At 75.1% G+C, this 24,038-nt stretch carries 13 protein-coding genes, 1 tRNA gene, 1 rRNA gene and 1 pseudogene; 6 read left to right on the top strand and 10 right to left on the bottom strand.

The window, feature by feature from the left end; all coding sequences use genetic code 11:
- Positions 1-53 precede the first annotated feature (53 nt).
- From AC067J_RS07210 to AC067J_RS07175, 8 genes are all read right to left on the bottom strand, one after another.
- Positions 54-1,244, bottom strand: a complete 1,191-nt coding sequence (locus AC067J_RS07210; protein WP_478296968.1) for a hypothetical protein — start codon at positions 1,242-1,244, stop codon at positions 54-56.
- A 417-nt stretch (positions 1,245-1,661) separates the two neighbouring features.
- Positions 1,662-2,435, bottom strand: a complete 774-nt coding sequence (locus tag AC067J_RS07205) for a hypothetical protein (RefSeq protein ID WP_478296967.1) — start codon at positions 2,433-2,435, stop codon at positions 1,662-1,664.
- A gap of 195 nt (positions 2,436-2,630) precedes the next feature.
- Positions 2,631-2,704: transfer RNA gene (locus AC067J_RS07200), tRNA-Met, on the bottom strand.
- A 50-nt stretch (positions 2,705-2,754) separates the two neighbouring features.
- Positions 2,755-4,239, bottom strand: coding sequence for a PrsW family intramembrane metalloprotease (locus AC067J_RS07195; protein ID WP_478296966.1), 1,485 nt, complete (start codon positions 4,237-4,239; stop codon positions 2,755-2,757).
- A gap of 126 nt (positions 4,240-4,365) precedes the next feature.
- On the bottom strand, positions 4,366-5,196 hold the full coding sequence (trmB, locus tag AC067J_RS07190) for a tRNA (guanosine(46)-N7)-methyltransferase TrmB (RefSeq protein ID WP_478296965.1): 831 nt from the start codon (positions 5,194-5,196) through the stop codon (positions 4,366-4,368).
- Positions 5,197-5,375: 179 nt separating this feature from the next.
- Positions 5,376-6,611 carry an L-2-hydroxyglutarate oxidase gene (lhgO, locus tag AC067J_RS07185; protein ID WP_478296964.1) on the bottom strand — a complete coding sequence of 412 codons (1,236 nt, stop codon included), beginning with the start codon at positions 6,609-6,611 and terminating at the stop codon, positions 5,376-5,378.
- A 79-nt stretch (positions 6,612-6,690) separates the two neighbouring features.
- Positions 6,691-8,277, bottom strand: coding sequence for a vWA domain-containing protein (locus tag AC067J_RS07180; RefSeq protein WP_478296963.1), 1,587 nt, complete (start codon positions 8,275-8,277; stop codon positions 6,691-6,693).
- Positions 8,278-8,991: 714 nt separating this feature from the next.
- Complete coding sequence (locus AC067J_RS07175; RefSeq protein WP_478296962.1) at positions 8,992-10,422, bottom strand: MFS transporter; 1,431 nt, start codon at positions 10,420-10,422, stop codon at positions 8,992-8,994.
- Between the two features lie 912 nt (positions 10,423-11,334).
- Between AC067J_RS07175 and AC067J_RS07170 the strand changes: the two genes are divergently transcribed.
- The 3 genes from AC067J_RS07170 to AC067J_RS07160 all read left to right on the top strand — a co-directional run bounded on the left by AC067J_RS07170 (position 11,335) and on the right by AC067J_RS07160 (position 15,628).
- The gene (locus AC067J_RS07170) at positions 11,335-13,659 is read left to right on the top strand and encodes an asparagine synthase-related protein (RefSeq protein WP_478296961.1); all 2,325 of its coding nucleotides are present in this window, start codon (positions 11,335-11,337) and stop codon (positions 13,657-13,659) included.
- 643 nt (positions 13,660-14,302) lie between these two features.
- Positions 14,303-14,824: a universal stress protein gene (locus AC067J_RS07165; RefSeq protein ID WP_478296960.1), complete on the top strand. Its 522-nt coding sequence runs from the start codon at positions 14,303-14,305 to the stop codon at positions 14,822-14,824.
- Positions 14,825-14,923: 99 nt separating this feature from the next.
- Positions 14,924-15,628, top strand: a complete 705-nt coding sequence (locus AC067J_RS07160; RefSeq protein WP_478296959.1) for a DsbA family oxidoreductase — start codon at positions 14,924-14,926, stop codon at positions 15,626-15,628.
- 240 nt (positions 15,629-15,868) lie between these two features.
- Here the strand turns inward: AC067J_RS07160 and AC067J_RS07155 are convergent, their stop codons facing one another.
- Together AC067J_RS07155 and AC067J_RS07150 are read right to left on the bottom strand one after the other, a co-directional pair.
- On the bottom strand, positions 15,869-18,235 hold the full coding sequence (locus AC067J_RS07155) for a sigma-70 family RNA polymerase sigma factor (protein WP_478296958.1): 2,367 nt from the start codon (positions 18,233-18,235) through the stop codon (positions 15,869-15,871).
- A gap of 337 nt (positions 18,236-18,572) precedes the next feature.
- Entirely contained in the window at positions 18,573-19,628 is a 1,056-nt protein-coding gene (locus AC067J_RS07150; protein ID WP_478296957.1) for a TetR family transcriptional regulator, read from the bottom strand.
- A 531-nt stretch (positions 19,629-20,159) separates the two neighbouring features.
- Between AC067J_RS07150 and AC067J_RS07145 the strand changes: the two genes are divergently transcribed.
- From AC067J_RS07145 to AC067J_RS07135, 3 genes and pseudogenes are all read left to right on the top strand, one after another.
- Positions 20,160-21,545, top strand: coding sequence for an NAD(P)/FAD-dependent oxidoreductase (locus AC067J_RS07145; RefSeq protein WP_478296956.1), 1,386 nt, complete (start codon positions 20,160-20,162; stop codon positions 21,543-21,545).
- 211 nt (positions 21,546-21,756) lie between these two features.
- Positions 21,757-23,106: pseudogene (locus tag AC067J_RS07140) on the top strand (PP2C family protein-serine/threonine phosphatase); the annotation flags it as partial.
- Between the two features lie 576 nt (positions 23,107-23,682).
- Positions 23,683-24,038 (top strand): 16S ribosomal RNA (locus tag AC067J_RS07135); the annotation flags it as partial.

The raw sequence follows: 24,038 nt of genomic DNA, 5'->3' as shown, positions 1-24,038 counted from the left end.
GGGCCGTCCGCAGGTCCCGGCGGCCGGGACCGGCCGGCCCTGCCGCACGGGCCCTACGACGCCTCCGGCTGCGCCCCCGACGGCTGCGCTGCGGACGGCCGGCCCCCGGGCGGCGGGCTCGCGGGCGGCTGGGCTCCGGGCTGGGCCCCGCCCTCCACCGGTCCGGCCTGCTGCGGGAGGAAGACCGGCGTGTCCAGGCGGGACAGTATCTTCTCCGCCAGCCAGCTCCGGTCCGACCCGTACGGGATGCCGTCCGGTGCCATCAGCCGGCCCGCCACCGCCTCGCGCAGCAGCCGGGCCTCGTCGGCCGGCAGCCGGGAGAGCAGCCCGCGGGCCGCCAGCAGCGCGTGGTACTGCTCGAAGCCGGAGCGCGGACGCTCGATCGCCTCCAGCACGCTCGGCAGGTCGGCCAGCGCCGGATCGCCCTGCATCAGCGCCAGCGCCTGGATCCGACGGCCCTCCGAGCCGTCGGCGAACAGGTCCCGCACCCGGTCCGCCGTCAGCGCCGAACGCCGCGCCGTCGACCGGACCTCGGCCACCACGCTCTCCGGCCCGGCCGCCGGGCCCGCCGGCAGCACCGACCCGGGCAGGTCGCCCGGCCGCTCCGTGCTGGTGCCGACCAGCCCGAGGTGCTGCATCGCCCGCATCCGCAGGTCGTCGGCACCGACCCGGTCGCCCTTGCGGTCCCGGTCCTGGCCGGCCAGGAAGAGGTCCAGCGCCTGGTCCGCGCCGGAGAGCACCTGGGGCAGCGCCAGCCGGGTCAGCAGCCACCCGGCCAGGAAGCCGAGCAGCAGGAAGTAGAGGACCAGCGCCGCCGAGAACGGCACCGCGTCGGCGCCACCGCCCAGCGCGGGCGCGAGCGCCGTCCCGAGCTGGTGCAGCCGCTCGCCGAGCGAGCCGAGCTGGGTCAGTCCGACACCGAGCAGCACCTTGGTCAGCCAGTCGGAGACCTGTTCCAGATTGGTGTTCGGTGCGTACGAGCCGTGCGGTTCGGAGCCGCCGGAGCCGGAGCCGGTGCCGGTGCGTACCCGGGGCACCCCGAAGAGGAAGCCCAGCGCGCCGCCGACCACGGCCGCCGCGCAGGCCACCACCAGGCCGCCGCCCAGCGCCTGCCAGGGCCGTGCGCGCCCCAGGGAGAACAGCAGCAGCCCGAGCACCCCCGTGCCCAGCAGTGCCCCGGCGACCGTCCGCTGCGCCGTCCGCACGGCCGCCGCACCACCGCTCCGCCGTGTCGTCCCCGCCATGGCCCACCCCCCCGTGCCCGTGCCGCTCCGCTCCGGAGTGCGCGCCGACTCTAGCGGGGGATGCCCCCGGAGCAGCCGGGGAAACGCCCCGGGGCGGCGTCGGGAGGCTTCCGGCGGCCTTCGGCGGGGGCTCCGGCGGGGCTCCGGACATGCAGACGGCCCGCGGGCTGCTCCTCGCTGCCGGACCCCGTGAGGGGCCGGGCACCGAGGCACCGGGGATGTTCCGGTGAGCCCGCGGGCCGGGTGACTGCTGTGGATTTCGCCTGCCGGAGGCCAAGGACCTCACCCTGCGCAGGCAGGGGCGGCTCTAGCGAGCAGCCACCTCACACATCCTGATGGAACTCAACTCAGGATCACCTCCTTTCAGTGTGCCGCCACGATAGGCAGCTCCACCGGGGGAGGGCAACGGATTATTTCTCAGGCGGACTTGAGCTGGTCCTGCAGCTTGGCGAAGTCGATCACGTTGTCGGCCGGCGGGGCCTGGATGGTGAGCGGCTTGTCGTAGTCGGTGAAGTCCACCTGGCCGCCCTCGGTGCCGCTCTTCTTCTCGACCCGCAGCGGGTAGAACTTGCCGACGGTGGCGACGTGGATCGTCGACTCCTCGCCCTTCCGGTCCTTCACCTTGAGGCTGAAGGCCTTCTGGCCGTTGACGGTGGCCTCCCCGCCCTTGGTGACGTCGCTCTTGCCGGAGTCGTCCGCGACGATCTTCGAGCTGAACTCCTTGAGGTTGCAGACCTCGGTGAGGTCCTTCATGTCGGAGTCCTGCAGGCCCGACAGGTAGCGGCCCTTGAACAGCTCGGCGGCCTTCGCGCCGTCCTTGCCGCCGATGGCGGTCCAGAACTCCTTGTCCGGCTTGACGTAGGACTGCTTGCCGTCGCTGATGATCTCGAACTTGCCCATCCCGGGCATGCTCATGGTGCCGGTGCACTGGCTCTTGGTGTCGAGGGCCAGGTCGATGGTCATCTTGCCCTCGTCCATGGCGATGTCGCCGGTGATCTTCACGGACGTGGCGGCCGACAGGGCGTCCTTGGCCGCCTGCTCGATCTCCTGGGCGCTGAGCTTCTCGGTGTCCAGCTTCGGGGCGGCCGCGGTCCCGGCCCCGGCCTTGTCCTTGGTGTCGCCGCAGGCGGTGGCGCCGGCCGCGAGGAGCAGACAGATCGCGGCGGTACCGGCAAGGCGCTTCGACAGCATGAGTGCGTTCCTAACTCGGCGCGACTGTACGCGTCCGAACGAGTGACTTTGCACCTCAGTATGCTTTACGGCGTTTTTAGGGGATCTTGACTGCGCCCGCTGTTACAGGTTCGTGGCAGGACCGTGCCGTCGTCGAGTCCGGGCGGGAACGGCGAAGGCCCGGAGGACGAATCCTCCGGGCCTTCCGCTACTGAGTAGCGGGGACAGGATTTGAACCTGCGACCTCTGGGTTATGAGCCCAGCGAGCTACCGAGCTGCTCCACCCCGCGTCGGTAAACACAACCATACGGGGAAGTCGCCCGAATGGGAAATCGCTTCCTCAAGGACCCCCGGGCCGGGCCCCGGGCCGACCCGTGCCCCGGCCGTCGAACCGGTCGTCGAACCCGCTGTCGAACCGGCTGTCGAACCGGCCCCCGCCCCGCTCCCGCCCCCGGGGCCGGGGCGGGAGCGTCCCCCTCCCACGGCGCGAGGCGTGCCGGGCGGTCCGCGCCCGCGCCCAGGCGGCGAAGCAGACCAGGGCCGCGAAGCACGGCACCATCAGCACCGCGTACACCAGCAGGAACCCGTGCGTGCCCAGGTCCGCGGCGGCGTTCCAGGTGCCGTGCAGCGCCATCGACAGCACCAGCCCCGTCGGGGCCGCCAGCCGGGCCAGCAGGCGCCGCCCCGTGGTGAGCGTGACGGCCAGCCCCAGCCCGGTCAGCGCGGTGAACAGCGGATGGGCGAACGGGGAGAGCAGGCCGCGCAGGACGAAGGTCTGCACCGTGCCGTCGAAGTCCCGCAGGCTGGGCGCCTCGCCGAGCCCGATGCTGTCCAGCCGCTGCTGCTGGTCGTCGGTGAAGGCCCGGCCCAGGTAGAGCGCGTTCTCGGTGAAGGCGAAGCCGCAGGCGGTGATCCCGCCCAGGACCACCCCGGCGGCCAGCGTGCGCGGCCGGCGGCGCGCCCGCCGGTGGTCGCGGGTCGGGGGCGCGGGGCGCAGGTACGGCAGGGGGCGCAGGTAGGGGCGGAGCCGGAGCCGGCCGCGCGCGTGCGCCAGGGCGGGCCGACGGTCGTACCCGCGCGGCTGCCGGGGGCCCGGGAGCCTGCGCAGCACGGTGGCGCAGGGGCGGTCGGAGCCCCGGCCGGGACATCGGAGCCGCGGGCCGAGCGGGAGCAGCAGGACGAGCAGGGCGGCGCCCTTGGCGCTCTCCTCGATCACCGGGGTGACCAGGTCGGCGCCGAGCACCTCGCCGAGGCTGCCCTGGTGAGCGGTCAGGTAGCTGCTGGTCCAGCCGTTGGCGAGGATCGCGACCGTGGTGGCGGCGCAGGCGCCCCAGCCGAGGCAGAAGGCGGTGTGCCGCAGCGGCACCCGGGCGGTCTGGTTGAGCCAGGCGAGGCCGCCGAGCACGAACGGCAGCGGGACCAGGGCCAGCCCGAGGCCGACCAGCAGCCCGGTGGTCCCGGTCTGGCGGCGGACCAGGTGGAGGATCAGCACCCCGCAGCCGGCGAGGCTCAGCACGGCGGTCGTGGTGACGGAGGAGAGCGCGGCCGAGCGGACCGCCCGGGCGACGCGGGGCGGCAGGGTCGTCCGGGGCGCGCGCGGGCCGTCGGGGGCGCCGGCATCAGCTGCACCGGGGGCGCCGGCCGGGAGGAGGGGCGGGGGCCCGGCCCCGGCCGTCCCCGCCCTGGTCGGCCAGGGCAGGAACAGGTGGGCCCGGCGCCCCCGGGGCCCCGGGATGGTCCGGGTGCCGGCGGGGCGCGTGGGCACCTGTCGGTCGTCGGCGGCCCGCACGACGGTGCGGTACCCGCCGCCGGACGGGCTGCTCACCCGGCACAGGGTAGGGCACTCCGCCGGGCCGCCGGGAGGAGTCGGGACGAATCCCCCGCCCGTGCGCGTCCGGTGTCCGGCGTCAGGGCCGCCGGACGGCCGCCGGGTCGAACACCCGGCGGGGGCTCAGCGGCGGCGGAACAGCAGGTCGTGCACCACGTGGCCCTTGGCCAGACCGGCCCGTTCGAACTTGGTGACCGGACGCCAGTCGGGCCGCGGTGCGTACCCCGGGACGGAGCCGTCCGGGTGGTCCGCGGGCTCCAGCCAGCCGGTGCCGTCGCCCTCGGGGTGCAGGTTCTCCAGTTCCGGCGACGCGGAGAGCACGGCGAGCATCTGCTCGGCGTACGGCTCCCAGTCGGTGGCGCAGTGCACCAGCGCGCCGGGCGCCAGCCGGGGGAGCACCAGGTCCAGGAAGGACGGCTGGATCAGCCGGCGCTTGTGGTGCTTCGGCTTGGGCCACGGGTCGGCGAAGTAGACCCGCAGGCCCGCCAGCGAGGCGTCGGGCAGCATGTCGCGCAGCAGGATCACCGCGTCGCCGGCGGCCGTCCGGACGTTGCGGCTGCCGTCGCGCTCCAGCATCCCGAGCAGGTTGCCGTGGCCGGGGGTGTGCACGTCGGCGGCCAGGATGCCCGTCGCCGGGTCGGCGGCGGCCATCGCGGCGGTGGTCTCGCCCATGCCGAAGCCGATCTCCAGCGTGACCGGCCGGCCGTCGAACAGCTCGCCCAGGTCGAGCGGGGTGCCGTCGATCGCTATGCCGTACCGCTCCCAGCCCCGGTCCAGCGCGTCCGCCTGGGCGTTGGTCATCCGGCCCCGGCGCGGCTGGAAGCTGCGGATGCGCCGCTCGCTGTGCTGGGCCTCGGTGGCCTTGCGCGGGTACATCGGCGCCGGGTACGCGGCGGGCGCGGCGGAGAGCCGGGCGGAGGGCGATGGCTGGGGGATCGGGGCGGTGGCAGTCACAATCAACCGAGTCTACGGGGCCTGCCGGTGCGGGCCGCAGGGCCTGTGACGGTCCCCACGTCCGGCCCGCCCCGGACGGTGGTCGGCCTGTTCGGTGGCCGGCCCGCACGGTGGCCGGCCGGGCCCGGTGGCGGTCGGTCCGCCCGGCAGCCCCGGCGGCGTCCGGCCCGCCCGGGCGGTCACCCGCCGGCCTCCAGCGCGGCCAGTGCCCGGCGGGCCACCTCCCGGCCGATCGGGAGCGAGGCCGTCGCCGCCGGGGAGGGGGCGTTCAGTACGTGCACCAGCCGGCGGGTGGAGCGGGGGTCGTCCGGGTCGAAGCCGGCGAACGCGAAGTCGTCCAGCAGCGAGCCGTCCCGGGCCACCGCCTGGGCCCGGACGCCCGCGGTGGCCCGGACCAGGTCCGCCGGGGTGACGGCGGGCAGCAGCCGCCGGACGGCGGTGGTGAACGCCCGCTTGGAGAGCGAGCGGCGCAGCTCGCCCACCTCGTACCGCCAGTGCCGGCGAGCGATCTGCCAGGTACCGGGGAAGGCGAGCGTGTCGGCGAGGTCGCGCGGGCGGACGGTGCGCCAGTCGTAGCCCTCGCGGGCCAGCGCCGGCACCGCGTTCGGACCGACGTGCACATCGCCGTGGATCCCCCGGGTCAGGTGGACGCCGAGGAACGGGAAGGCCGGGTCGGGCACCGGGTAGACCAGCCCCCGCACCAACTCCCTCCGCTCCTTGGTGAGTTCGTAGTACTCGCCGCGGAACGGCACGATCCGGACCCCGGGGTCGTCACCGGCCAGCCGGGCGATCCGGTCGCTCTGCAGGCCCGCGCAGTTCACCAGCACCTGGCAGCGCAGCTCGCCGGTGGAGGTCTGGACGGTCACGCCGTCCGGCCGCCGGGCGACCGTCCGCAGCTCGGTGCCGGTCCGGATCTCCGCGCCGGCCTCGCGGGCCAGCCGGGCGTAGGCGGCGGCCACGCCCGGGAAGTCGCAGATCCCGGTGGTGCCGATGTGCAGTCCGGCGACGCCGGTGACCTGCGGCTCGTACTCGGCGATGCCCCGGCGGTCCAGCTCGGTGACCGGGATGCCGTTGGCCCGGCCGCGTTCGGCCAGCACCCGCAGCCGGTCCAGCTCGTCCGGCCGGGTGGCGACGATCAGCTTCCCGGTCACCTCGTACGGGACGCCCTGGGCGCGGCAGAACTCCACCATCTCGGCGGCGCCGGCCACCGCGTACCGGGCCTTGAGCGAGCCGGGCCGGTAGTAGACGCCGCTGTGGATGACCCCGCTGTTGCGTCCGGTCTGGTGCGCGGCGAGACCGGGCTCCTTCTCCAGCACGGTGACCCGGAGCCCGGCCCGCGCCCCGGTCAGCGCGTACGCCGTGGAGAGCCCGACGATCCCGCCCCCCACCACCAGCACGTCGACGTCGTACGCCACCGCCCGCTCCTCGCCTCGCTCGCCCGGCCCCCGCCTGCCCGCGATGCTGCCACGGTGGCGGGGGCCGGTCGAGAGGGCGTCAGCGGTGGCCGTGCTCCTCCCACGGCCAGCGCGCGTCCCGCCCCGCCTCCAGCAGCCGGACGAGCCGGAAGGCCGCGTCGCTCAGCCCGCCGAAGGTGTGCCGGTTCGGCCCGGCCGGCGCCTGGCCGGGGGCGTACCCGGCCAGGTTCCAGGTGTAGACGGGGACGTGGGCCGGGACGGTCGCCAGCGGGTCGCCGCCCCAGCGGCCCGGTCCGGTCTGCTCGTCGGTGACGATCACCACCCGGTCGTGGCGCCGGTAGTGGGTGCGGACGGCCCCGGCGGTGTCGGTGCCGCCCAGGTTGCCGAAGCGCTCCAGGACGCGCAGCACCGCCTCGCCCCGGTCGACCGCGACGGCCCGGCTGGTCGAGCCGAACTCGACCAGGTCGGCGGAGGCGGCCCGGACCTTCAGCGCCGTGCCGAAGATCGCGGCCGAGTCGGCCCGGTTGAGCTGGGTCCGCTCGCTCGGCCGGTCGAACATCGAGCCGGACCGGTCGACCAGGATCAGCGTCCGGCCGGGCAGCTCCGGCACGTTGGCGAGCGAGTGGGAGAGCGCGGTCTCCAGCGCGTGCCCCCAGCGCAGCGACGGCGCGTGCCGGTACGCGGCCAAGTAGCGGAACGGGAACTGCCGGGAACGGCGCACCTCGCCCCGGTCGGAGATCCGCCGGGCGACCTCGGCCGCGACCTCGTCCGAGACCCCGGCCTGGTCGAAGTTGCGCAGGTTGCGCACCAGCGCCATCACGCCCATCGACGGGATGACGGCCTCCCAGACGGCCGCGTCCATCGGCCCCTGCAGCCAGCCGGCCAGCGCCTCCCAGGTCATCCCGGCCGCGGCCAGCCGCTCGGCGCCGCCGGCCGCGGTCACCGCGGCGCGCCGCTGCCCGACGGGGAGCGCCAGCAGCTCGCGGTTGGCGGTGAGCAGCGCGTCGGAGGCGGGCGGGACGGCCCCGTCGGGCCGGTGCCGGCGGTCCAGCGCGTAGCCGAACAGCGCGCCCTGCCACGGCTTCTCGGGGTGGGGCGCCGGGTGGGTCAGCTCCAGTACGTCGGCGAAGCGGTAGCCCTTCGACGCGGTGTCGTACTTCAGCAGCGCGCGGCCGTCGTAGAGCCGGCGGACGGCGTCGGCGACGCCGCGCTTGACCGGCTTCGGCAGCGCGCGTCCGTACCGCGACGTCCAGTAGGCGAGCAGCTCGCCGGGCTCGTCGGCGCGGCGCAGCACCGCGTCCACGGCCTGCCGGGAGTGGCCGGCCGCACCGGCGTCCAGCCGGGCCCGGGTGAACTCGGCGGCGCCGACCAGGGCGGCGGTGCGCAGCTGCGCGTCGTACCGCAGCCAGCGGAGCAGGCCGACGGTCCACTCCGGGGCGCTCACGGCGAGTTCGCGGACGAGCGCGGTGTAGCGGTCGTCGCGCTGCCCGCCGCGCTCGTAGAAGGTGTCCTGGCCGACCATGTTGGCGACGGCCAGCAGGAAGAGTTCGGACTTCGCGTCGCGGAGGTGCCCGGTGCCGCCGTTGTGGTTGACCGTGCGTCGCCCGGTGGTGGACACGGGCGAGGTCGGGCCCGGCTTGGCCCGACGGACGTTGAAGCGAGACATGGTGGAACCCCCCTGCTGACTGACCGAGTGGAATCGCGCGGGAGGCATGGCGGAAGGAGGGGTGCCCGAGATCGTGCCGGCCCGGCGGCCGACGTCGGCGGAGGTAAGGCTTGTGCTCTACCGGATTGAGCCAGCGGCCGCGCTCGCGCACGGACCGCCCGGGATTCGAACCCGGAACACCAAGATCCGAAGTAACCCCCGCCTGCGCACCGGGCACCCCGGCGCTGTGCCTCCCGAGATCGAAGGTGGCGGCGGTGTCGCGCGGACTCGAACCGCAGCGCCTTTCGGCGCCTTACCAGGAAGTAACCGCTGCCGTCGCACCGGGAGGTGCGAAACCTATTCAAGAATTGGGTGTCCAGAGGTCAAAGGCGGCTGAGGTGACGTAGCTGCTCTGCCTGACTGAGCTACACCGGCCCGAAGAATGCCGGTGGCGGGATTCGAACCCGCGACCCGCCCATTAGGAGTGGAAGTAACCTCTGCCTGCGCACCTGGACGAGAAGGACGATAGCGAGACGCCTCGGGGCGGCGCACCTGAATTACCGCCCGGCTGTTCGACGGCTTTTCCCCCGCGGGCCTCTCCGCCTGCCCGCCCCCGCTTGCCTGTCCCCCGCTTGCTTGCCTGCCCGTCCGGCTGTCCGCCCGCTTACCCGCCCGTTTGTCTGCCTGCCCGTCCGCCCGGCTGTCCGTGCGGCTGTCCGCCCGGCCGGGCACCGGTCACGCGGGGGCGACGATCACCGAGCGGGCCCGCTCGGTCAGCTCCCGGACCCGGCGCTCGCCCTGGAACGGCTCCAGCCGGCGCAGCATCTCCACCACGTACTCGCGACTGCGCTGCGAGGAGATCCGTCCCGCCACCTCGACGGCGCGCTCCCCGGCGGCGACCGCCGCGTCCAGGTTGCCCGCCTCCGCCTCGGCCATCGCGGACACCACCAGCCGCAGGCCGTGCGAGCGGACGAACCCCTCGGTGGGACGGGCCAGCGCCTCCCTGGTGAACTGGCGGACCTTGGAGGGCACCCCGAGGTCGCGGAAGCACTCGGCGGCGTCGGCGGCGAGCCGGTCGTAGGCGTAGAAGTCGATCCACGCCGGATCGGGATCCCCGGCGCGGGCTCGTTCGAGTGCGCTCTCGGCTGCGCCGAGCGCCGTCGCACACGCCGCCGCGTTGCGTGCCCTGGCCTGGGCCCGAGCCTCGACCAGGTGGAAGAAGCTCATCGTGCGGGCGGTGGCCAGGCCCCGGTTGCGCTCCAGCGCGGCCTGGGCGAGGTCCACGGCCTCCTCCGCGAAGCCCCGGTAACAGGCCTGCAGGCTCATCGAGGCCAGCACGTAGCCGCCGAGCGGCACGTCGGCGGCGGCCCGGGCGAGCCGCAGGGCCTGGATGTAGTAGCGCTGGGCGGCCTCGTGCTGGCCGGTGTCGAAGGCCATCCACCCGGCCAGCCTGGTGAGTTCGGCCGTCGCGCCGAACAGTGCGCGGCCCACCGCGTCGCTGTACGACGCCAGCAGCAGCGGCGCCGCCTCGACCCGCAGGCACTCCGGGACCATCGACGAACGCCAGTCCCCGCCACCGTACTTGGAGTCCCAGCGGCGGGCCTCCTGGGCGGCCTCGCGGAGCTTGGCGGCGTCCGAGTGGCCGACCCGGTACGAGCCCGTCTCGACGGGCGAGCGTGGCGGCAGCTCGCGGGCCACCGAGCCGTCGGCGGGGGTGATCAGCCAGCGGGAGACGGGAGTTGCGTACGCCGCGACGGAGAAGGTGCCGGCCAGGCTGTCGCTCCAGCGGCCGCCGCCGGGGCCGCGGCGCAGGTCGAGGTCGACCCGCCAGAGGTCGGTGGCGGAGCGGACCGCCTCGGAGACCTCGCGCGGGAAGGCCAGGCCGAGTTCCGGCGCCGGATCGGTGTCGCCGAGGCCGATCTCCTCCAACGGGACCGGCCGGCCGAGCTTGCCGCCGATCGCGGTGGCGATCAGGTGCGGGACGGGGCCCTGCGGCACCATGCCCTTGCTGACCCAGCGCGCCACCGAGGTCTTGTCGTACCGGAGCGTCAACCCGCGTTGGGCACCGAGGTCGTTGACCCGTCGGGCCAGCCCGGCGTTGCTGATCTGGGCGAGGGTCAGGAGCGTGCCGAGCCGTTCGTTCGGTCCTCGTGGGCTGACGGTCATGGTGGCGGCGGCACCTCCTGCGGCCTTGTGCGCGGGGCCCGGGCGGCACCGGGCCGTAGCTGCTGTACCTAGAGTAGTCGGACGCGTTCCGACGGTTAAGAGGCCGCATTCCGGATGGCGGGATCGCGCACCCGGCCGCGACCGGCGAGCGGTCCGCCGAGTTGGTCCGGACCGCCCGGATCCGGCCGGGCGGGAGCGTTCCGACCGCGCGCCGGAGTGCCGTGCTCCGGTCCCGTGTCGATGTGCGCCCGGCCGTGCCCCCTGGCCCGACCGGCTGGTCGGCGATTCGCTGGTGGTCGTGGGTCGGCCCGCCGTCGAGGACCCGGCGGGCCGGGGGATGCCGCCGCCTACATCCCCGCGGGCGGCGGCGGAGTCCGGGAGGGCATGCGGATGCCCTCCCGGGCTGAGCGACGCCTTTCGGCCATTTCGCGATGGCCATGACAGGGCGACGTGAGGGGCGGTCCGGGCCGAGGAGGGGGAGGCCTGGGTCGCCCCACCGGAACGTGTCGCCCGGGCGTTCGATTACCGGCGGTGTCCACCGCCCGCGGTGACCGTGTGCCGCGTGGTGCGGGGGCGCCCGTCCGACTGTCCCCTCCCGCTGCCCCGTCGTCCCGCCGTCCCTGTGGCCGTTGGCGCCCGTCGATGCTCGCCCGTCGCCCGTCGCCCGTCGCCCGTCGCCGTGCCGCCGTCGTCCCTCGCGGGACGGTCGCCGGCTCCCCGTCCAGGGCCGCCGTGCTTCCCGCAGCGGAAACGACAACTCCGGTCACCGGACGGCCCGGCAGTGGCACCATGTCTTCTGACGGCGCGCCGGCCCGCGGTGGGCGCCCGCCGCGGCGCGCCACGGGCTGGCAAGGGGAGCTGCCCGGCGGTGGACACGCCGCGCGGTGCAGGTCCTCGTCCGGTGGAGGCGCGATGCGGTGGCTGACGGGCTGGTGCACGGGCGCACCCCGACCTGGCGCCCCGGCGCACGAGCCCCCCGGCCCGGTCACCCCGATCGCCGCGCGACCCCTGTGGACCGGCCCCGACCCGCTCTGGGCGGTCGGCGACTGGCGTCCCGAGGAGATCCGCCTGGTCACCCTCCGCCCGGGCGCCCCCGCCGTCGTCACCCCGGGCCACGCCGGTCCGGACGGACGCGAGGACACCCCCGCCACCCTCCGCCTCGCCGTCGTCGGCCACTGCGGCGCCTCCGACGCCGAACTCGCCGCAGGCCTGGCCGCCGCCCGCGGCGGTGCCGTCCGCCACCTCACCGCCTGGCCCGGCAGCTACACCGCGGTGCTGCGCAGCGGCACCCGCTCCACCGTCCTGCTGACCGACCTGGCCGGCGCCCAGCCCGTCTTCCACACCCCCTGGGCCGGCGGCACCGCCTACGCCACCGCCGCCCTCCCGCTCGCCGACCTGGTCGGCGCGCCCCTCGACACCGGGCACCTCGCCGCGCGGCTCGCCTGCCCCGAGTCCCCGGAGGCGCTCGGCACCGGCACCCCGTACCTCGGAGTGCAGCGCGTCCCGCCCGGCCATGCGCTGGCCGTGCGCGGGGGCCGCCCGTACGTCACCTCCTACGACGAGCCTGGGGCCGACGGGGCGCGGCCCCCCGGGGAGGCGGCCGCCGTCCGCGAACTCACCCGGGCGCTGCTGGAGTCGGTCCGCTCCCGGGTCCGCACCAGCCCGGCCGGGGCGGCGCCGGCACCCGCCGGGGCCGCCGGCCGTTCCCGGCTGGGCGTCGACCTGTCGTACGGGACGGCCTCCGCCACCGTGGCGCTGCTCGCCGCCGCCGTCCCGCCGGCCGCCGGATCCGCCGCCGGCCCGGCCGCGGTGCCCCGCCAGGCCGGTCCGCCGGCCGCCGAGTCGGACCCGGCGGCCGATCCGGTGCCGTATCCGGCGTCCGGCGGGGCCGCTCACGGGCCGTCCGGCGGGACGGCCGGCGGGGTCGCGCACGGGGCCGTCGTCCGGACCGGGGCCGTCAAGGGTTCCTGGGCCCGCCCGGCCGCCCGGCCGCAGCCCGCCGCCGAGCAACTCGCCGCCGTCACCTTCGGCGAGTCGGGTCCCGGCGGGAGCGGCTTCGGCGCGGACGGTCCCGACGGGGGCGACCGCCCGGCCGCCCTGGTCCTCGCCCCCGGTGTCCCACGGCTGCGCCACACCGTGCTCGCCCCCGGCCCGGACACCCTCCCGTACGCCGACCTGCGGTCCGACCCGACCTCCGGCCGGCTCACCGACGAGCCCGGCCCGGAACTGGTCGCCGCGGCGAGCGCCGAGGCCCGCTTCGACGCCGGCGGCACGGACCACCTCACCGGCTACGGCGCCCGGCAGGTCCTGGACGGACACCCCGCCCGGCTGGCGGACCTGGTCCGGGCCGGCCGTTCACGGGAACTGCTTCCCCCGGTGGCAGCCCTGGCGGGTGCGGACCGGGCGGCCGCAGGCGTACTCACCGGTGCCCTGCGCACTCCGCTCACCGTGCTCCGGGCCGCCCACCGGCTCTCCCGGATCCGGTTCGCGGACGCGCTCGACGACGTCGCCGTGAAACTGACCCTCCGCCGTGTCCCGGACGGCGGCGGAACGGCGGGCGCCCGCTCGGCCGGGGATCTCGCCTGGGTGGTGCCCGGACCGGCCGCCCGCTGGCTCTCGGACGAGGCACTGTCCGCGGTGGCGCTGCGGCTCCGCCTGGCGGCGCGCGAACCGGCGCCCGGAGAACATCCGGGCGCGCACCGGGCCCGGCACGCCCTCCACCGGCATGCGCGCGGGTACCGCACACTCGTCCACGCCACCGAGCAGCCCGGGCAGCGACTGCACGCCCCCTTCCTCGACAACCAAGTGGTGCGCGCCGCCCGGCTCCTCCCCGCCGACGTCCGGCTCCAGCCGGGCGCGCGGCCCGCCCTGCTGCAGGCCGTCCTGGCCGGCGCCGGCCGTACGGACCTCCCGCCCGACTGGGGACGCGGCCCCCGGCCGGACCGCACCGCCGCCACCCGGGCGGGCCTGCGGCTCGCCGCCGACGGGCTGGCCGAGCTCTTCGACGCGCCCCTGCTCGCCGAGGTCGGCCTGATCGACCTCCCCGCCGTCCGCGCCGACCTCGCCCGCTCCGCCGACCCGGCCGCTCCCCTACCGCCGGCCGCCCTGGCCGGCCTCGCCGAACTGGTCGCCACCGAACTCTGGCTCCGCCGTGTCCGCGCCCGCCGCCACGGCGCCTGCTGGACCGGCCTCCCCCTCGTCGAGCACACCGCCCTCACCCCACCCCGCTTCGCCTGACCCCACCCCCGTCCCCGACCCCGGCCCCGTTTCCACCCCCTGGCCCCACCCCCCGCCCCGGCCCCGTTTCCACCCCCGGCCCCGCTCTGCCTTGCCCCCTCCGCCCGTGACACAACACCGGAGCCCCACCCCGGGCCGCCTGGAATATGTAGACCGGTCTACCTGCAAGAAATATGCCGACCGGTCTACATATCCGTGCCGCCGACGCCTCGACACCCACGCCTCAGGCGGACGCTCTGGAGCAGGAAGTCGGCGGGTCCGACTTTCTGCGCTGAGCCCGCCTCACGCGCCCCGCCCCCGCAGGCCGGCCTTTCCCCGCACCTGAAATATGTCGACCGGTCTACATGAACCAGATCTGTTGACCGGTCTACATATTTCTGCGCGGCTTCCCGTCCGGCACCGGAATGGAAAGTCGGCCGGTCCGACTTTCTGTGCACCCGCCCCCGGAGTCGATGCCTTGCGCGAGCATGGCCTGATCCCACCGTCCCTCGCCTACCGCGTCTCGCGCGCTGCCCCTCGCCCACCGCCCCTCGCCCACCGCGCCTCGCCCACCGCGCCCCGCTCGGCGCGGCTCTCCGGTGCGACTGGGCCGTGCGGGCGATCATGGCGGGGCGTCCCGTCCCCTTCCCCCTCGGAGGCCGTGGTGACCAGTGCCAGTCCGGACCCGTCCGTCCCCGTCGTGCTGTCGGTGCTCGGCCGTCCGCCGACGGGCCGCCCGCCGGGGGTGCTGGCGGCGTGCGACGGTTCGGACGGCTCGCTCTGGGCGCTGGACCGGGCGATGACGGAGGCCGAGGTGTTCGGCCTGCCGCTGTACGTGCTCGCCGTCGTCAACCCGGCGCCGACCGGCTATCCGCCGGGGATGGCCGAGCTGGTCCAGGAGAGCGTGGAGACCCTGGTCGAGTCGATGGCGGACGGTCTCCGCCGTTCGGTGGCCGCCGTGCAGGAGGCCCGCTCCCGCCCGTACGAGGGGGAGTTCTCGCTCCACGTGGTGCTCGGCAACGTGATCGAGGTCCTGCTGGCCGCTTCGGCGCGCCAGCACACGGTGGTGGTCGGCACCCGGGGCAACGGCGGATTCGCCCGGCTGCTGCTGGGTTCGGTCAGCGGCGCGCTGGTCCACCACGCGGCCTGCCCGGTCCTGGTGGTCCCGGCTCCACCCGAGCACTGAGCCGCAGGTCACCTGGACGGCCTGCCGGGAATGTCCCGAGATGGTTCACCGTTCACCTATCTCGGACCGCATCCCCTCCCCACCCCTGGAGCCCCCGTCATGAAGGTCGAGATCTACTCCGACATCGCCTGCCCCTGGTGCTACATCGGCAAGCGCCGGTTCGAGCAGGCGCTCGACGGCTTCGCGGGCAAGGAGAACGTCGAGGTGGTCTACCGGCCGTACCAGCTGGTGCCGGACGCGCCGGCCACGGCGAGCCCGCACCGCGAGTGGCTGGCCGAGCGCTACGGCCCGCAGTCCGTGGCGATGGACGCCCGGGTGACCGAGCTCGGCCGGGCCGAAGGCATCTCCTACGACTTCGACGCCGCGCTGCACGCCAACACCTTCCTCGGCCACCGTCTGCTGCACCTCGCCGAGAGCGAGTACGGCGCGGCCGTGCAGGGCCGGCTGAAGGAGGCGCTGCTGAAGGCGCACTTCGCCGACGGCGTGGACGTCGGCGACCGCGCCGCGCTCACCGACGTCGCCGTCGAGGCGGGTCTGGACCGCGACCGGGTGACCGCCTACCTCGCGGGCGACGAGGGTGTGGCCGAGGTCCGCGCGCAGCTGGCCGAGGCCCGCGAGCTGGGCATCACCGCCGTGCCGACCTTCGTCTTCGAGGGCAAGTGGGCGGTCCAGGGCGGCCAGGAGGCCGAGACCTTCCGCCAGGTGCTGGAGCAGGTCGCCTCCGAGATCGGTGAGCGCCGTCCCGCGCCGGTGCAGGTCGCCCCGGCCGGTGAGGCCTGCGCGGACGGCTCCTGCGCCATCTGACCACCCGGGCAGAACCCGCCCGGCCGCCCGCCCGGTACGAGTACCGGTACCGCCGGCAAGCGCCGGCACCCGGATCGCCGGAGCACGCTCACCGGAGCCCGGAGCCCGGAGCCCGGAGCCCGGAGCCCGGACCTCCGACTTCCGAGCTCGACGGAGCACCGCATCCGGAGCACCGCATCCGGATCACCGAATCCGGATCACCGGACGCGTCGGCAGCAGCCGGACCCCCCGAGGCCCGCTTCAGACACACCTGAAGCGGGCCTCGGCCCAGTCCGCCATGTTCAGCGCCGACCAGATGCCGTTGGCCGGCGTCACCACCAGCCGGATCGACTTCTGCCCGGCCAGCGGCACGTGCACCGGCACCGCCGGGTCGCCCGCCCGCAGCGCGGGTGAACTCCACAGGGTGCGGCCGTCGCCGCCCTGCACCGAGAACACCACGCCCCCGATCGAGACGGTCAGATCGTCCATCCCGGCCACGGCGTCGAAGGACGTGCAGCTCCGGTTGAGGTCGATCAGCGTGGTGGCCGGCGCGTGCACGGTGATGCCGTGCGCGTGCTCGGCGCCGTCGATGCTGACGGCGTCCCGCTGCCAGAACCAGTCGCTGCCCTTCTGCCGGATGCTCGGCTGGGGCGGCGGCACCCGGTTGTTGCCGGGCTTGACCACCGGCAGGTCGTCGGCCCAGAAGTCGGTCGGTTCGGGCAGCGGAGGCTGGGGCGTCACGGTCGGCGTCACGGTCGGTGTGGGCTGCGGCGGCCGTGTCGGCGTCGGGATCACCGGCACCTCGGGCGTGGGGAGGGGCGGCATGCTCGGCGTCGGCACCACCGGGACCGGCGCCTCGGGGGGCGTGGGGAGGGGGGTCGGCGCGGGCTTCGGGGGCGGCGCGGGGGTCGGCGAGGCCGCCGGGGTGGTGGCGGGTGCCTTGCTCGGCGGTGCCTGAGGGGGCAGGGGCTTCGGGGTCGGGCTGGGTGCGGGCGGCGGCGGGGGCGCGGAGGGGCTCGGGGCCGGCTCCTCGACCGCTGCCGGTTCGGGGCTGATCGGCTCCGGCTCCGGTTCCGGCGCAGCGGGCGGTGCCGGTGCGGCCGGCGGCGCGGGCAGGGCGGGGGAGGAGACCGGGGGAGCGGCCACCGGGGGCTTCGGTTCGGGTGAGCCGGTGAGCGCGTAGGCGGCGACGGCGGCCGCGGCCACCGCCACGGCGGCGGCGATACCGGCCTTGGCGGCGGTGCCCAGGCCTTCACCGACCGCGCCGACGCCCGCACCTCCTCCACCGGAGGCACCCGCCCCGCCCGCCGCACCGGCCCCGGCGGTACCGGCCGCGCCGGTCGTACCCGCTGCGCCGCCCGCGGTGGCACCCGTCGCCGCTCCCGTCGCCCCGCCCGCCGTGGCGGCCGCGGTCCCGGCGGCCGCGCCGCCGACCACCGCCGCCCCGCCCACGGCGGCCGCGGCGGCACCGAACCCGCCCACGCCGACCCAGACCAGCACACCGCCGGGCAGCAGCGCGCGCAGCCCGTGGTTGATCTCGGACAGTTCCAGGCAGGCGGCCGTGCACCGGTCGCACTCCTTGAGGTGCCGGCCGACCTCCGCCGAGGCCCGCTTGCGCAGCGAACCGCGCGCGTAGGCGCCCAGCCGGTTGGCGTACGCCTCGCAGTCCCGCTCCTGGCTGCCCGAGACGTGGGCCTGCAGGAAGCCGGCGGCCAGCCTGTCGCGGGCCCGGTGGGCCTGGACGGCGGTCGCGTTGGCGGTCTTGCCGAGCATCACCGCGACGGTCTTGGGGGACTCCCGCTCGACCTCGGTGTGCCAGAGCACCACCCGGTCGTCCTCGGGGAGTTCGGCGTAGGCCTGCATCACCATGCGCTGGTCGGCCAGTGCCATCGCCCAGGCGTCGGCGCCGGGGTCGGCCAGGTCGAGGTCGACGACGGCCGCCGAGCTCTGCGCGAACACGCTGAAGTCGTCGACGAGTTGCTCGCGCCGCTCGCTGCGGGTCCAGGCCGCGGCGACGTTCCGCACGGCGGTCAGCAGGTAGGCGCGGACGGCGAACTCCGGCCCCTTGCCGGCCCTCAACGCCTGCAGGGTGCGGGCGAACACCTCGCCGGCCAGGTCCTCGGCGGTGAAGCTGTCGCGGCAGCAGGTCCGCGCGTAGCGCCGCACGGAGTCGACGTGCCGGCGGTAGATCTCCTCGTACGCGGTGTCGTCGCCGGCCCGCACCAGGGCCGTCAACTCGGCGTCGGAGGCCGGGCGTTCCCCGTCCACCGGGTCGGCGGGCGCGGGCACGGTGGGCGCGGGCACGGTGGGCCGCGCCGGGACGCCGGTGCCGACGAAGGCCTCGGGGGTGACGCCGCCCAGTCCGGCCGGGGCCTGTCCGGGCACGCGGCCCTGCGGGAGGGCGGCGGAGGCGGAGAGCGTCTCGCGGCTGGGCATCCCGGCCTGGTCCGGCACCTGGCCGGACGGCAGCGGGCCGGGCTGGGGCTGGCCGGCCGGGCCGGGCGCCGTCCCGCCGCCGGGCGCGGCGGAACCCGTGGCCGGACCGTCAGGACCCAGGTCGGGCCCGCCCGCGGCGGACCGGCCGAAGTCGAGGCCGTAGCCGTAGTCGTTCTGTTCCTCGGCGCTCACAACGGACCCCAGATTCCACGACAGCCCCCGTAGTGTGGCAGGGCGTGCGGGAGTGCGTGGGCGCACGATTCCCCGTTGCACGGCGCCGAGTGCGCGCGAACGGCGCGCATCGGGACATTGGCTCCAACCACGGGCAAAGGATGGCATAGCGCAGAGTTGGGCGGTAGCCGGACCGGCCGCGACCCACTCTTCCGTGGGGCCGTCGCGGATGTGTTCGCCCCGCTCCCGGTGCCCGGGGTGACGGGGGACGCACCCGGCGCGCGGCAGGCTCCGCGCGCCGCCCGGATCCCCAACCTCCTTGCCCGAGACGGACGGAGCCGTCCGGCCCGGGTGGTGCTCAGCGCGCCCGCAGGCCGTCCAGCAGGATCTGCAGCAACCGGTCGGCCGGACCTTCGGCGGGTTGACCGTCCGTCTGCCTACCACCTGCCGCCTGGGGTGCGTCCCCGAGCGGTCCGACCCCGGAGGACACCGGTCCCGGCGCCGGGACCGGCGCCGCACCGGACACCGGGCCGCCCGCCGGACCCGCCGTCCCGCTGCGCGCGGCGTGCACCGGCACCGACGCGGTCAGCACCAGCACCACGTCCGCGACGGTCACCCCGGGCCGCAGCTCACCGGCTGCTCCCGCACGCGCCACCAGTGCCGCCAGCAGCTGCAGCAGCAGCCGCGGATCGGCGTCGGCGACCAGCGCACCGGGCTCACCCTCGATCGGCTGGGCCCCGCCCGCGTACGTCCCGCCGGGGTACGCCCCATCGGGATACGTCCCGCCGGCGTACGTTCCACCGACGTACGCCCCGCCCGCCTGCCCGCCCGGGAACGGCTCGTACCGGGCGGAGCCGAACGCGGCACTCAGCCCCACCGCCTCGGGCGCGCGCTGCTCGGGCACCCGGCCCAGCTCCTCCGCGTACCGGAACGCCTCCGGCGGCAGCAGCCGGCCGGCCCCGGTGGACACCGCCCGCGCCAGGTACCCGGCCAGTGCCTCCCACGCGCCCCCGCCGCCGTACAGCGACTCGCGCGCCTGAGCCGTCAGCCAGGCGACCTCCTCGGCCGCGATCCGCTGGACCAGCACCTCCTTGCTGGGGAAGCGCCGGTACACCGTGCCCACGCCGACGCCGGCGCGGCGCGCCACCTCCTCCATCGGCGCGCCGTAGCCGAACTCGCCGAACACCTCGCGCGCCGCGCGCAGCACGCTCTCCAGATTCCGCCGGGCGTCCACCCGCAGCCGCGCGCCCGGCAGCGGCCCGCCGGCCGGCACCGGTTCGCCCCGGTACGGGGCCGCCGGATACACCGCCCCGGGTTGCGAGGACGGTTCGGCGGGACCGCGTTGCTCCGGCACCACGCCTTGGCCGGGGTGCGCCGCACCCGCTCGCCCCAACAGTCGCTCCTGCTCCATCATCCCAACTCTCCCCCGCAGGCGTCCGATCCCGGACCCTGTCGTCGCCCGCCCCTGCACCCCCCGGTGCAGCTCCGCCTGAAAGAAATGACCGATGCCCCATCGCTAGTGCCGCTGGTGCCGCCCGGGTGACGCCCGGCCGCGGGTGCGGCCACGCGCAGGACCACCCGGACCCGTTCCGGCGGGTGCCGCCGGGCCGTTTGGTGCGATCGGTCCGGCGTGTCGGCGCCCGTCCGGGGCCCTGTCCGGGAACTACCCTTCCCCGGATCACGGTCCTACAGTCGGCTTCTCCCGCCAACACTAGAACTGGCCGTAATGACCGATCCACGGTGCGTCGCCACCAGTTGACATGGCGGTGGCCGCGCCGCCACACAATCCGACCATAGTTCACGGCAGTTCGAGGCCGAAAGTGCGTCAGAAACTCACCCCGGCAGCACATCCGTCCCCACCCGCCCCCACAGGCCCCATCCGTCACAGCACGGGCGGTGGACAAGAGCGGTCCGGCGGCCCTTTATTGGTGGGCGTGATGGGGGCATGCCCGGTCGAAGGCGGGCTGCCGGCCCCATCGACAGGAGGTGCGCCATCAGGATCCTGATCGTCGGCGGCGGGTGCGCGGGCATGTCGACCGCGCTGCACCTCCAGCGCGGCCTGCGCGAGCGGCTGCGCCGGGGCGAGGTCGAGCTCACCCTCGTCGAGCCGCAGGCCTACCTCACGTACCACCCGCTGCTCGCCGAGGTGGCGGCCGGATCGATCGACCCCCGGCACGTGGTCGTCCCGCTCCGCCGCGAGCTGCCCGACTGCCGGGTGCTCACCGCCCGGATCACCCGGATCGAACACGCGACCCGGCGGGCCTGGGCCGACGCCGCCGCCAAGGGCGAACCGCCCGCACCCGTCGAACTCGACTACGACGTCATCGTGCTGGCCCCGGGCTCGGTCTCGCGCACCGCCCCCGTCCCGGGGCTGGCCGAGTACGGCCGCGGCTTCTCCACCGTGGGCGAGGCCGTCGGCCTGCGCAACCACGTCCTGGAACAGCTCGACCTGGCCTCCGCCACCCGCGACCCGGCCCTCCGCCAGGCCGCGCTCACCTTCGTCTTCGTCGGGGCCGGGTACGCGGGCGTCGGCGCGCTCGCCGAGCTGGAGGACATGGCGCGGTACGCGATCCGCGGGCACCACAACATCAGCCCCGACGACCTGCGCTGGGTGCTGGTCGAGGCCACCGACCGGATCCTCGCCGAGGAGTCGCCCGAGCTCGCGGCCCACACCCTCGCCCAACTGCGCGAGCGCAGCGTGGACGTCCGGCTGCGCACCACCCTGGAGTCCGCGGCCGGGCGGGTCATGGCGCTCTCGGACGGCAGCCGGTTCGCCGCCCGCACCCTGGTCTGGACGGCGGGGGTCCGCCCGTCGCCGCTGCTGCGGGACACCGACCTGCCGCTGGACACCACGGGCCGGGTCCGCTGTCTGCCCACCCTGCAGGTGCTCGCCCCGGACGGCCGCGCGCTGCCGGGGGCGTGGGCCGCCGGGGACAGCGCCGCCGTGCCCGATCCGGACGCGGGGGGCGCGCCGTGCGCCCCCAACGCCCAGCACGCCTTCGCGCAGGCCGAGCAGCTGGCCGCCAACGTGCTCGCCTCGCTGGACGGCGGCCCGCACGGCGCGGGCATCGCCGCGTACCGGCCGGGCGCCCCGGCCTGTTCGACCTCGCTCGGCCTCGGACGGGCCGTCGCGCACACCCGGAGCGGCAGGCGGCTCACCGGGCGGCGCGCCTGGTGGCTGCACCGGGCCCGCCACCTGCGACGCCTGCCGAGCGGGGACCGGCGGGTGCGGGTGCTCATGGACTGGGCACTGGCCGGCCTCTTCTCCCGTGAGGTGGTCTCACTCGGAAAGCCCGAGCAACCGGAGTTCGCCGACGACCGGCCCACGTGAGGCGCCGCACGAGTCCCCGAGGGGCTCGCCCACACGTCACGGGACCCTGGTGAGCCCTACCGTCACCGACCCGACGACCGCGCCTGGCGCGGACGACTTCCGGAATCGGGCCTCCGCCTGACAGGATCTGCCCGACCGAGTCATTACCCCGTGTGCCGATGTGCGCACAAAAAGTGATGATATGCCTGGAACCCGAGGAAGCGGCCGTCGTTTGAACCTCATGCGCTGGAGCGCCCGGCTCACCGGAGTCCCGTGGCGTGCCGCCCCGCAGGCCGGGGTCGGCACCGACCAGGGCACGCCGTCCGGCGACGGCGTCGTGGTGCCCAGCCCCCGTGACCCCACCACCCCCGCCGGCCGGCCCGACATCCTGGACGCACTCGACCCGACCGGCGTGCTCGACCCGCACCGGCCCCAGGACCTCCGCGAGGTCCTCAACCGGATCCCCGCCCCGGTCGCCGTCACCTACGGCCCGCTCCACCAGCTCGGCTACGCCAACCGCGCCTACCGCGAACTCTTCGGCGAACGCCCCACCGGCCTGCCCGCCTGCGACGCGCTGCCCGAACTCGGCACCCTCGGGGTCCTGCCCCTGATGGACCAGGTCATCCGCGGCGGCAGCCCGCGAAGCGTCAAGGCACGCTGCATCCTCGGCCTCACCGGCAACCGCTACTACAACGTCTCCTGCGTCCCGCTCAGCCGCGACGCCGGCCACGGCGAACCGGGGGAGGCCGACGACCACCGGACCACCGGCGTCCTGATCTTCGCCGCCGAGGTCACCGACCAGGTCCTCGCCGCCGCCCGCCTCCGCGAGTCCGAACGCCGCCAGCGCGAGGCCGCCGTCACCCTCCAGCGCAGCCTTCTCCCGCAGAAGCTCGACCAGCCCGCCGACCTCCGGGTCGCCGCCACGTACCAGCCGGGCGGCGCCGAAGCCGCGGTCGGCGGTGACTGGTACGACGTCATCGCCATCGACGGCGGCCGCACCGCGCTGGTCATCGGCGACGTGATGGGCCGCGGCCTGCGCGCCGCCGCCGTCATGGGCCAGCTCCGCACCGCCGTCCGCGCCTACGCCCGCCTCGACCTCCCGCCGCACAAGGTGATGAGCCTGCTCGACGGTCTCGCGATGGAGATCGACGCCAACCAGATCGCCACCTGCACCTACGCGGTCTGGGATCCGCAGCGCCACACCCTCGGCTACGCGTCGGCCGGCCACCTCCCGATGCTCCTGCGCTGTCCCGACGGCACCGTCCTGCGCAGTGAGGAGCAGAACGGGCCGCCACTGGGCACTGGAGGCGGCGTCCACATCTCGCACACCCTCCGCCTGCTCCCCGGCACCACCGGCGTCCTCTACACGGACGGCCTGGTCGAGCGCCGCGACGAGGACATCGACCAGGGCCTCGACCTCCTCGCCCACACCCTCGCCGGCGCGGTCGGCGCCCCCGACGTGGTCTGCGCCCGCCTGCTCCGCGCGATGTGTGTCACCTCCGAACACGACGACGACGTCGCGGTCCTCGCCTTCCAACTGCCGACGGAGGAGGAGTCGCCCGACCGGAATCCGGCACTTGACTCCGTCTCCCACGAGGTCTAGAGTTCTTCGAGTTGCCTGGCAGGGAGCACCGGACACGCATCTGCGCGGACGGTCCCGGGGTAGCCAATCCTCTGAAACACCACCTCTTCCCTATTCGGGCCGAGGCGTGTCGTCGTTTTGTTCGACGCGTTCCGGCTCAGGGTCTATTCGGTGTGCTCGTTTTCGGGGATTGTGGCCGGATTCGCTTTTCGGAGCGGGGATCGGCTAGAGTTTGGAACGTCGGACGGGGCGTCAAGCCGCAGAAGACACCAGCGAGTTGGATGAACGAAGCGCCGGAAACGGAGCGGAAAACATCTGGTAAGCTGGAAACACGAAAGAACGAAGCGCCCGGAGGGCCGGTGTGAAAGCCGCCTGAAGGAAGTGTCCGTTCCTTGAGAACTCAACAGCGTGCCAAAAGTCAACGCCAGATATGTTGACATCCCCGGCCTCAGATCATCTGGGGTTGGAGATTCCTTTTGAAGTAAAACACTAGCGAGGACGCAGTGCGCGGGGCCGCCCTATTCCGGTGGTTGCCGTGCCGCTCAACGCGAGTGGGAACCCGATTACGGGTAATCATTCACGGAGAGTTTGATCCTGGCTCAGGACGAACGCTGGCGGCGTGCTTAACACATGCAAGTCGAACGGTGAAGCCCTTCGGGGTGGATCAGTGGCGAACGGGTGAGTAACACGTGGGCAATCTGCCCTGCACTCTGGGACAAGCCCTGGAAACGGGGTCTAATACCGGATACGACCTTCCTCCGCATGGGGGTTGGTGGAAAGCTCCGGCGGTGCAGGATGAGCCCGCGGCCTATCAGCTTGTTGGTGGGGTAATGGCCTACCAAGGCGACGACGGGTAGCCGGCCTGAGAGGGCGACCGGCCACACTGGGACTGAGACACGGCCCAGACTCCTACGGGAGGCAGCAGTGGGGAA

The organism is Kitasatospora sp. NPDC042419, from assembly GCF_056437345.1.
This window is presented reverse-complemented; position numbering and strand designations above follow the sequence as displayed.

Excerpts from the sequence above, each read along its gene's own strand:
- AC067J_RS07175 (WP_478296962.1), bottom strand. The coding sequence starts at position 10,422 with ATGACCGTCAGCCCACGAGGACCGAACGAACGGCTCGGCACGCTCCTG.
- AC067J_RS07160 (WP_478296959.1), top strand. The coding sequence starts at position 14,924 with ATGAAGGTCGAGATCTACTCCGACATCGCCTGCCCCTGGTGCTACATC.
- AC067J_RS07170 (WP_478296961.1), top strand. The coding sequence starts at position 11,335 with ATGCGGTGGCTGACGGGCTGGTGCACGGGCGCACCCCGACCTGGCGCC.
- AC067J_RS07145 (WP_478296956.1), top strand. The coding sequence starts at position 20,160 with ATGCCCGGTCGAAGGCGGGCTGCCGGCCCCATCGACAGGAGGTGCGCC.
- AC067J_RS07150 (WP_478296957.1), bottom strand. The coding sequence starts at position 19,628 with ATGATGGAGCAGGAGCGACTGTTGGGGCGAGCGGGTGCGGCGCACCCC.
- AC067J_RS07180 (WP_478296963.1), bottom strand. The coding sequence starts at position 8,277 with ATGTCTCGCTTCAACGTCCGTCGGGCCAAGCCGGGCCCGACCTCGCCC.
- AC067J_RS07210 (WP_478296968.1), bottom strand. The coding sequence starts at position 1,244 with ATGGCGGGGACGACACGGCGGAGCGGTGGTGCGGCGGCCGTGCGGACG.
- AC067J_RS07205 (WP_478296967.1), bottom strand. The coding sequence starts at position 2,435 with ATGCTGTCGAAGCGCCTTGCCGGTACCGCCGCGATCTGTCTGCTCCTC.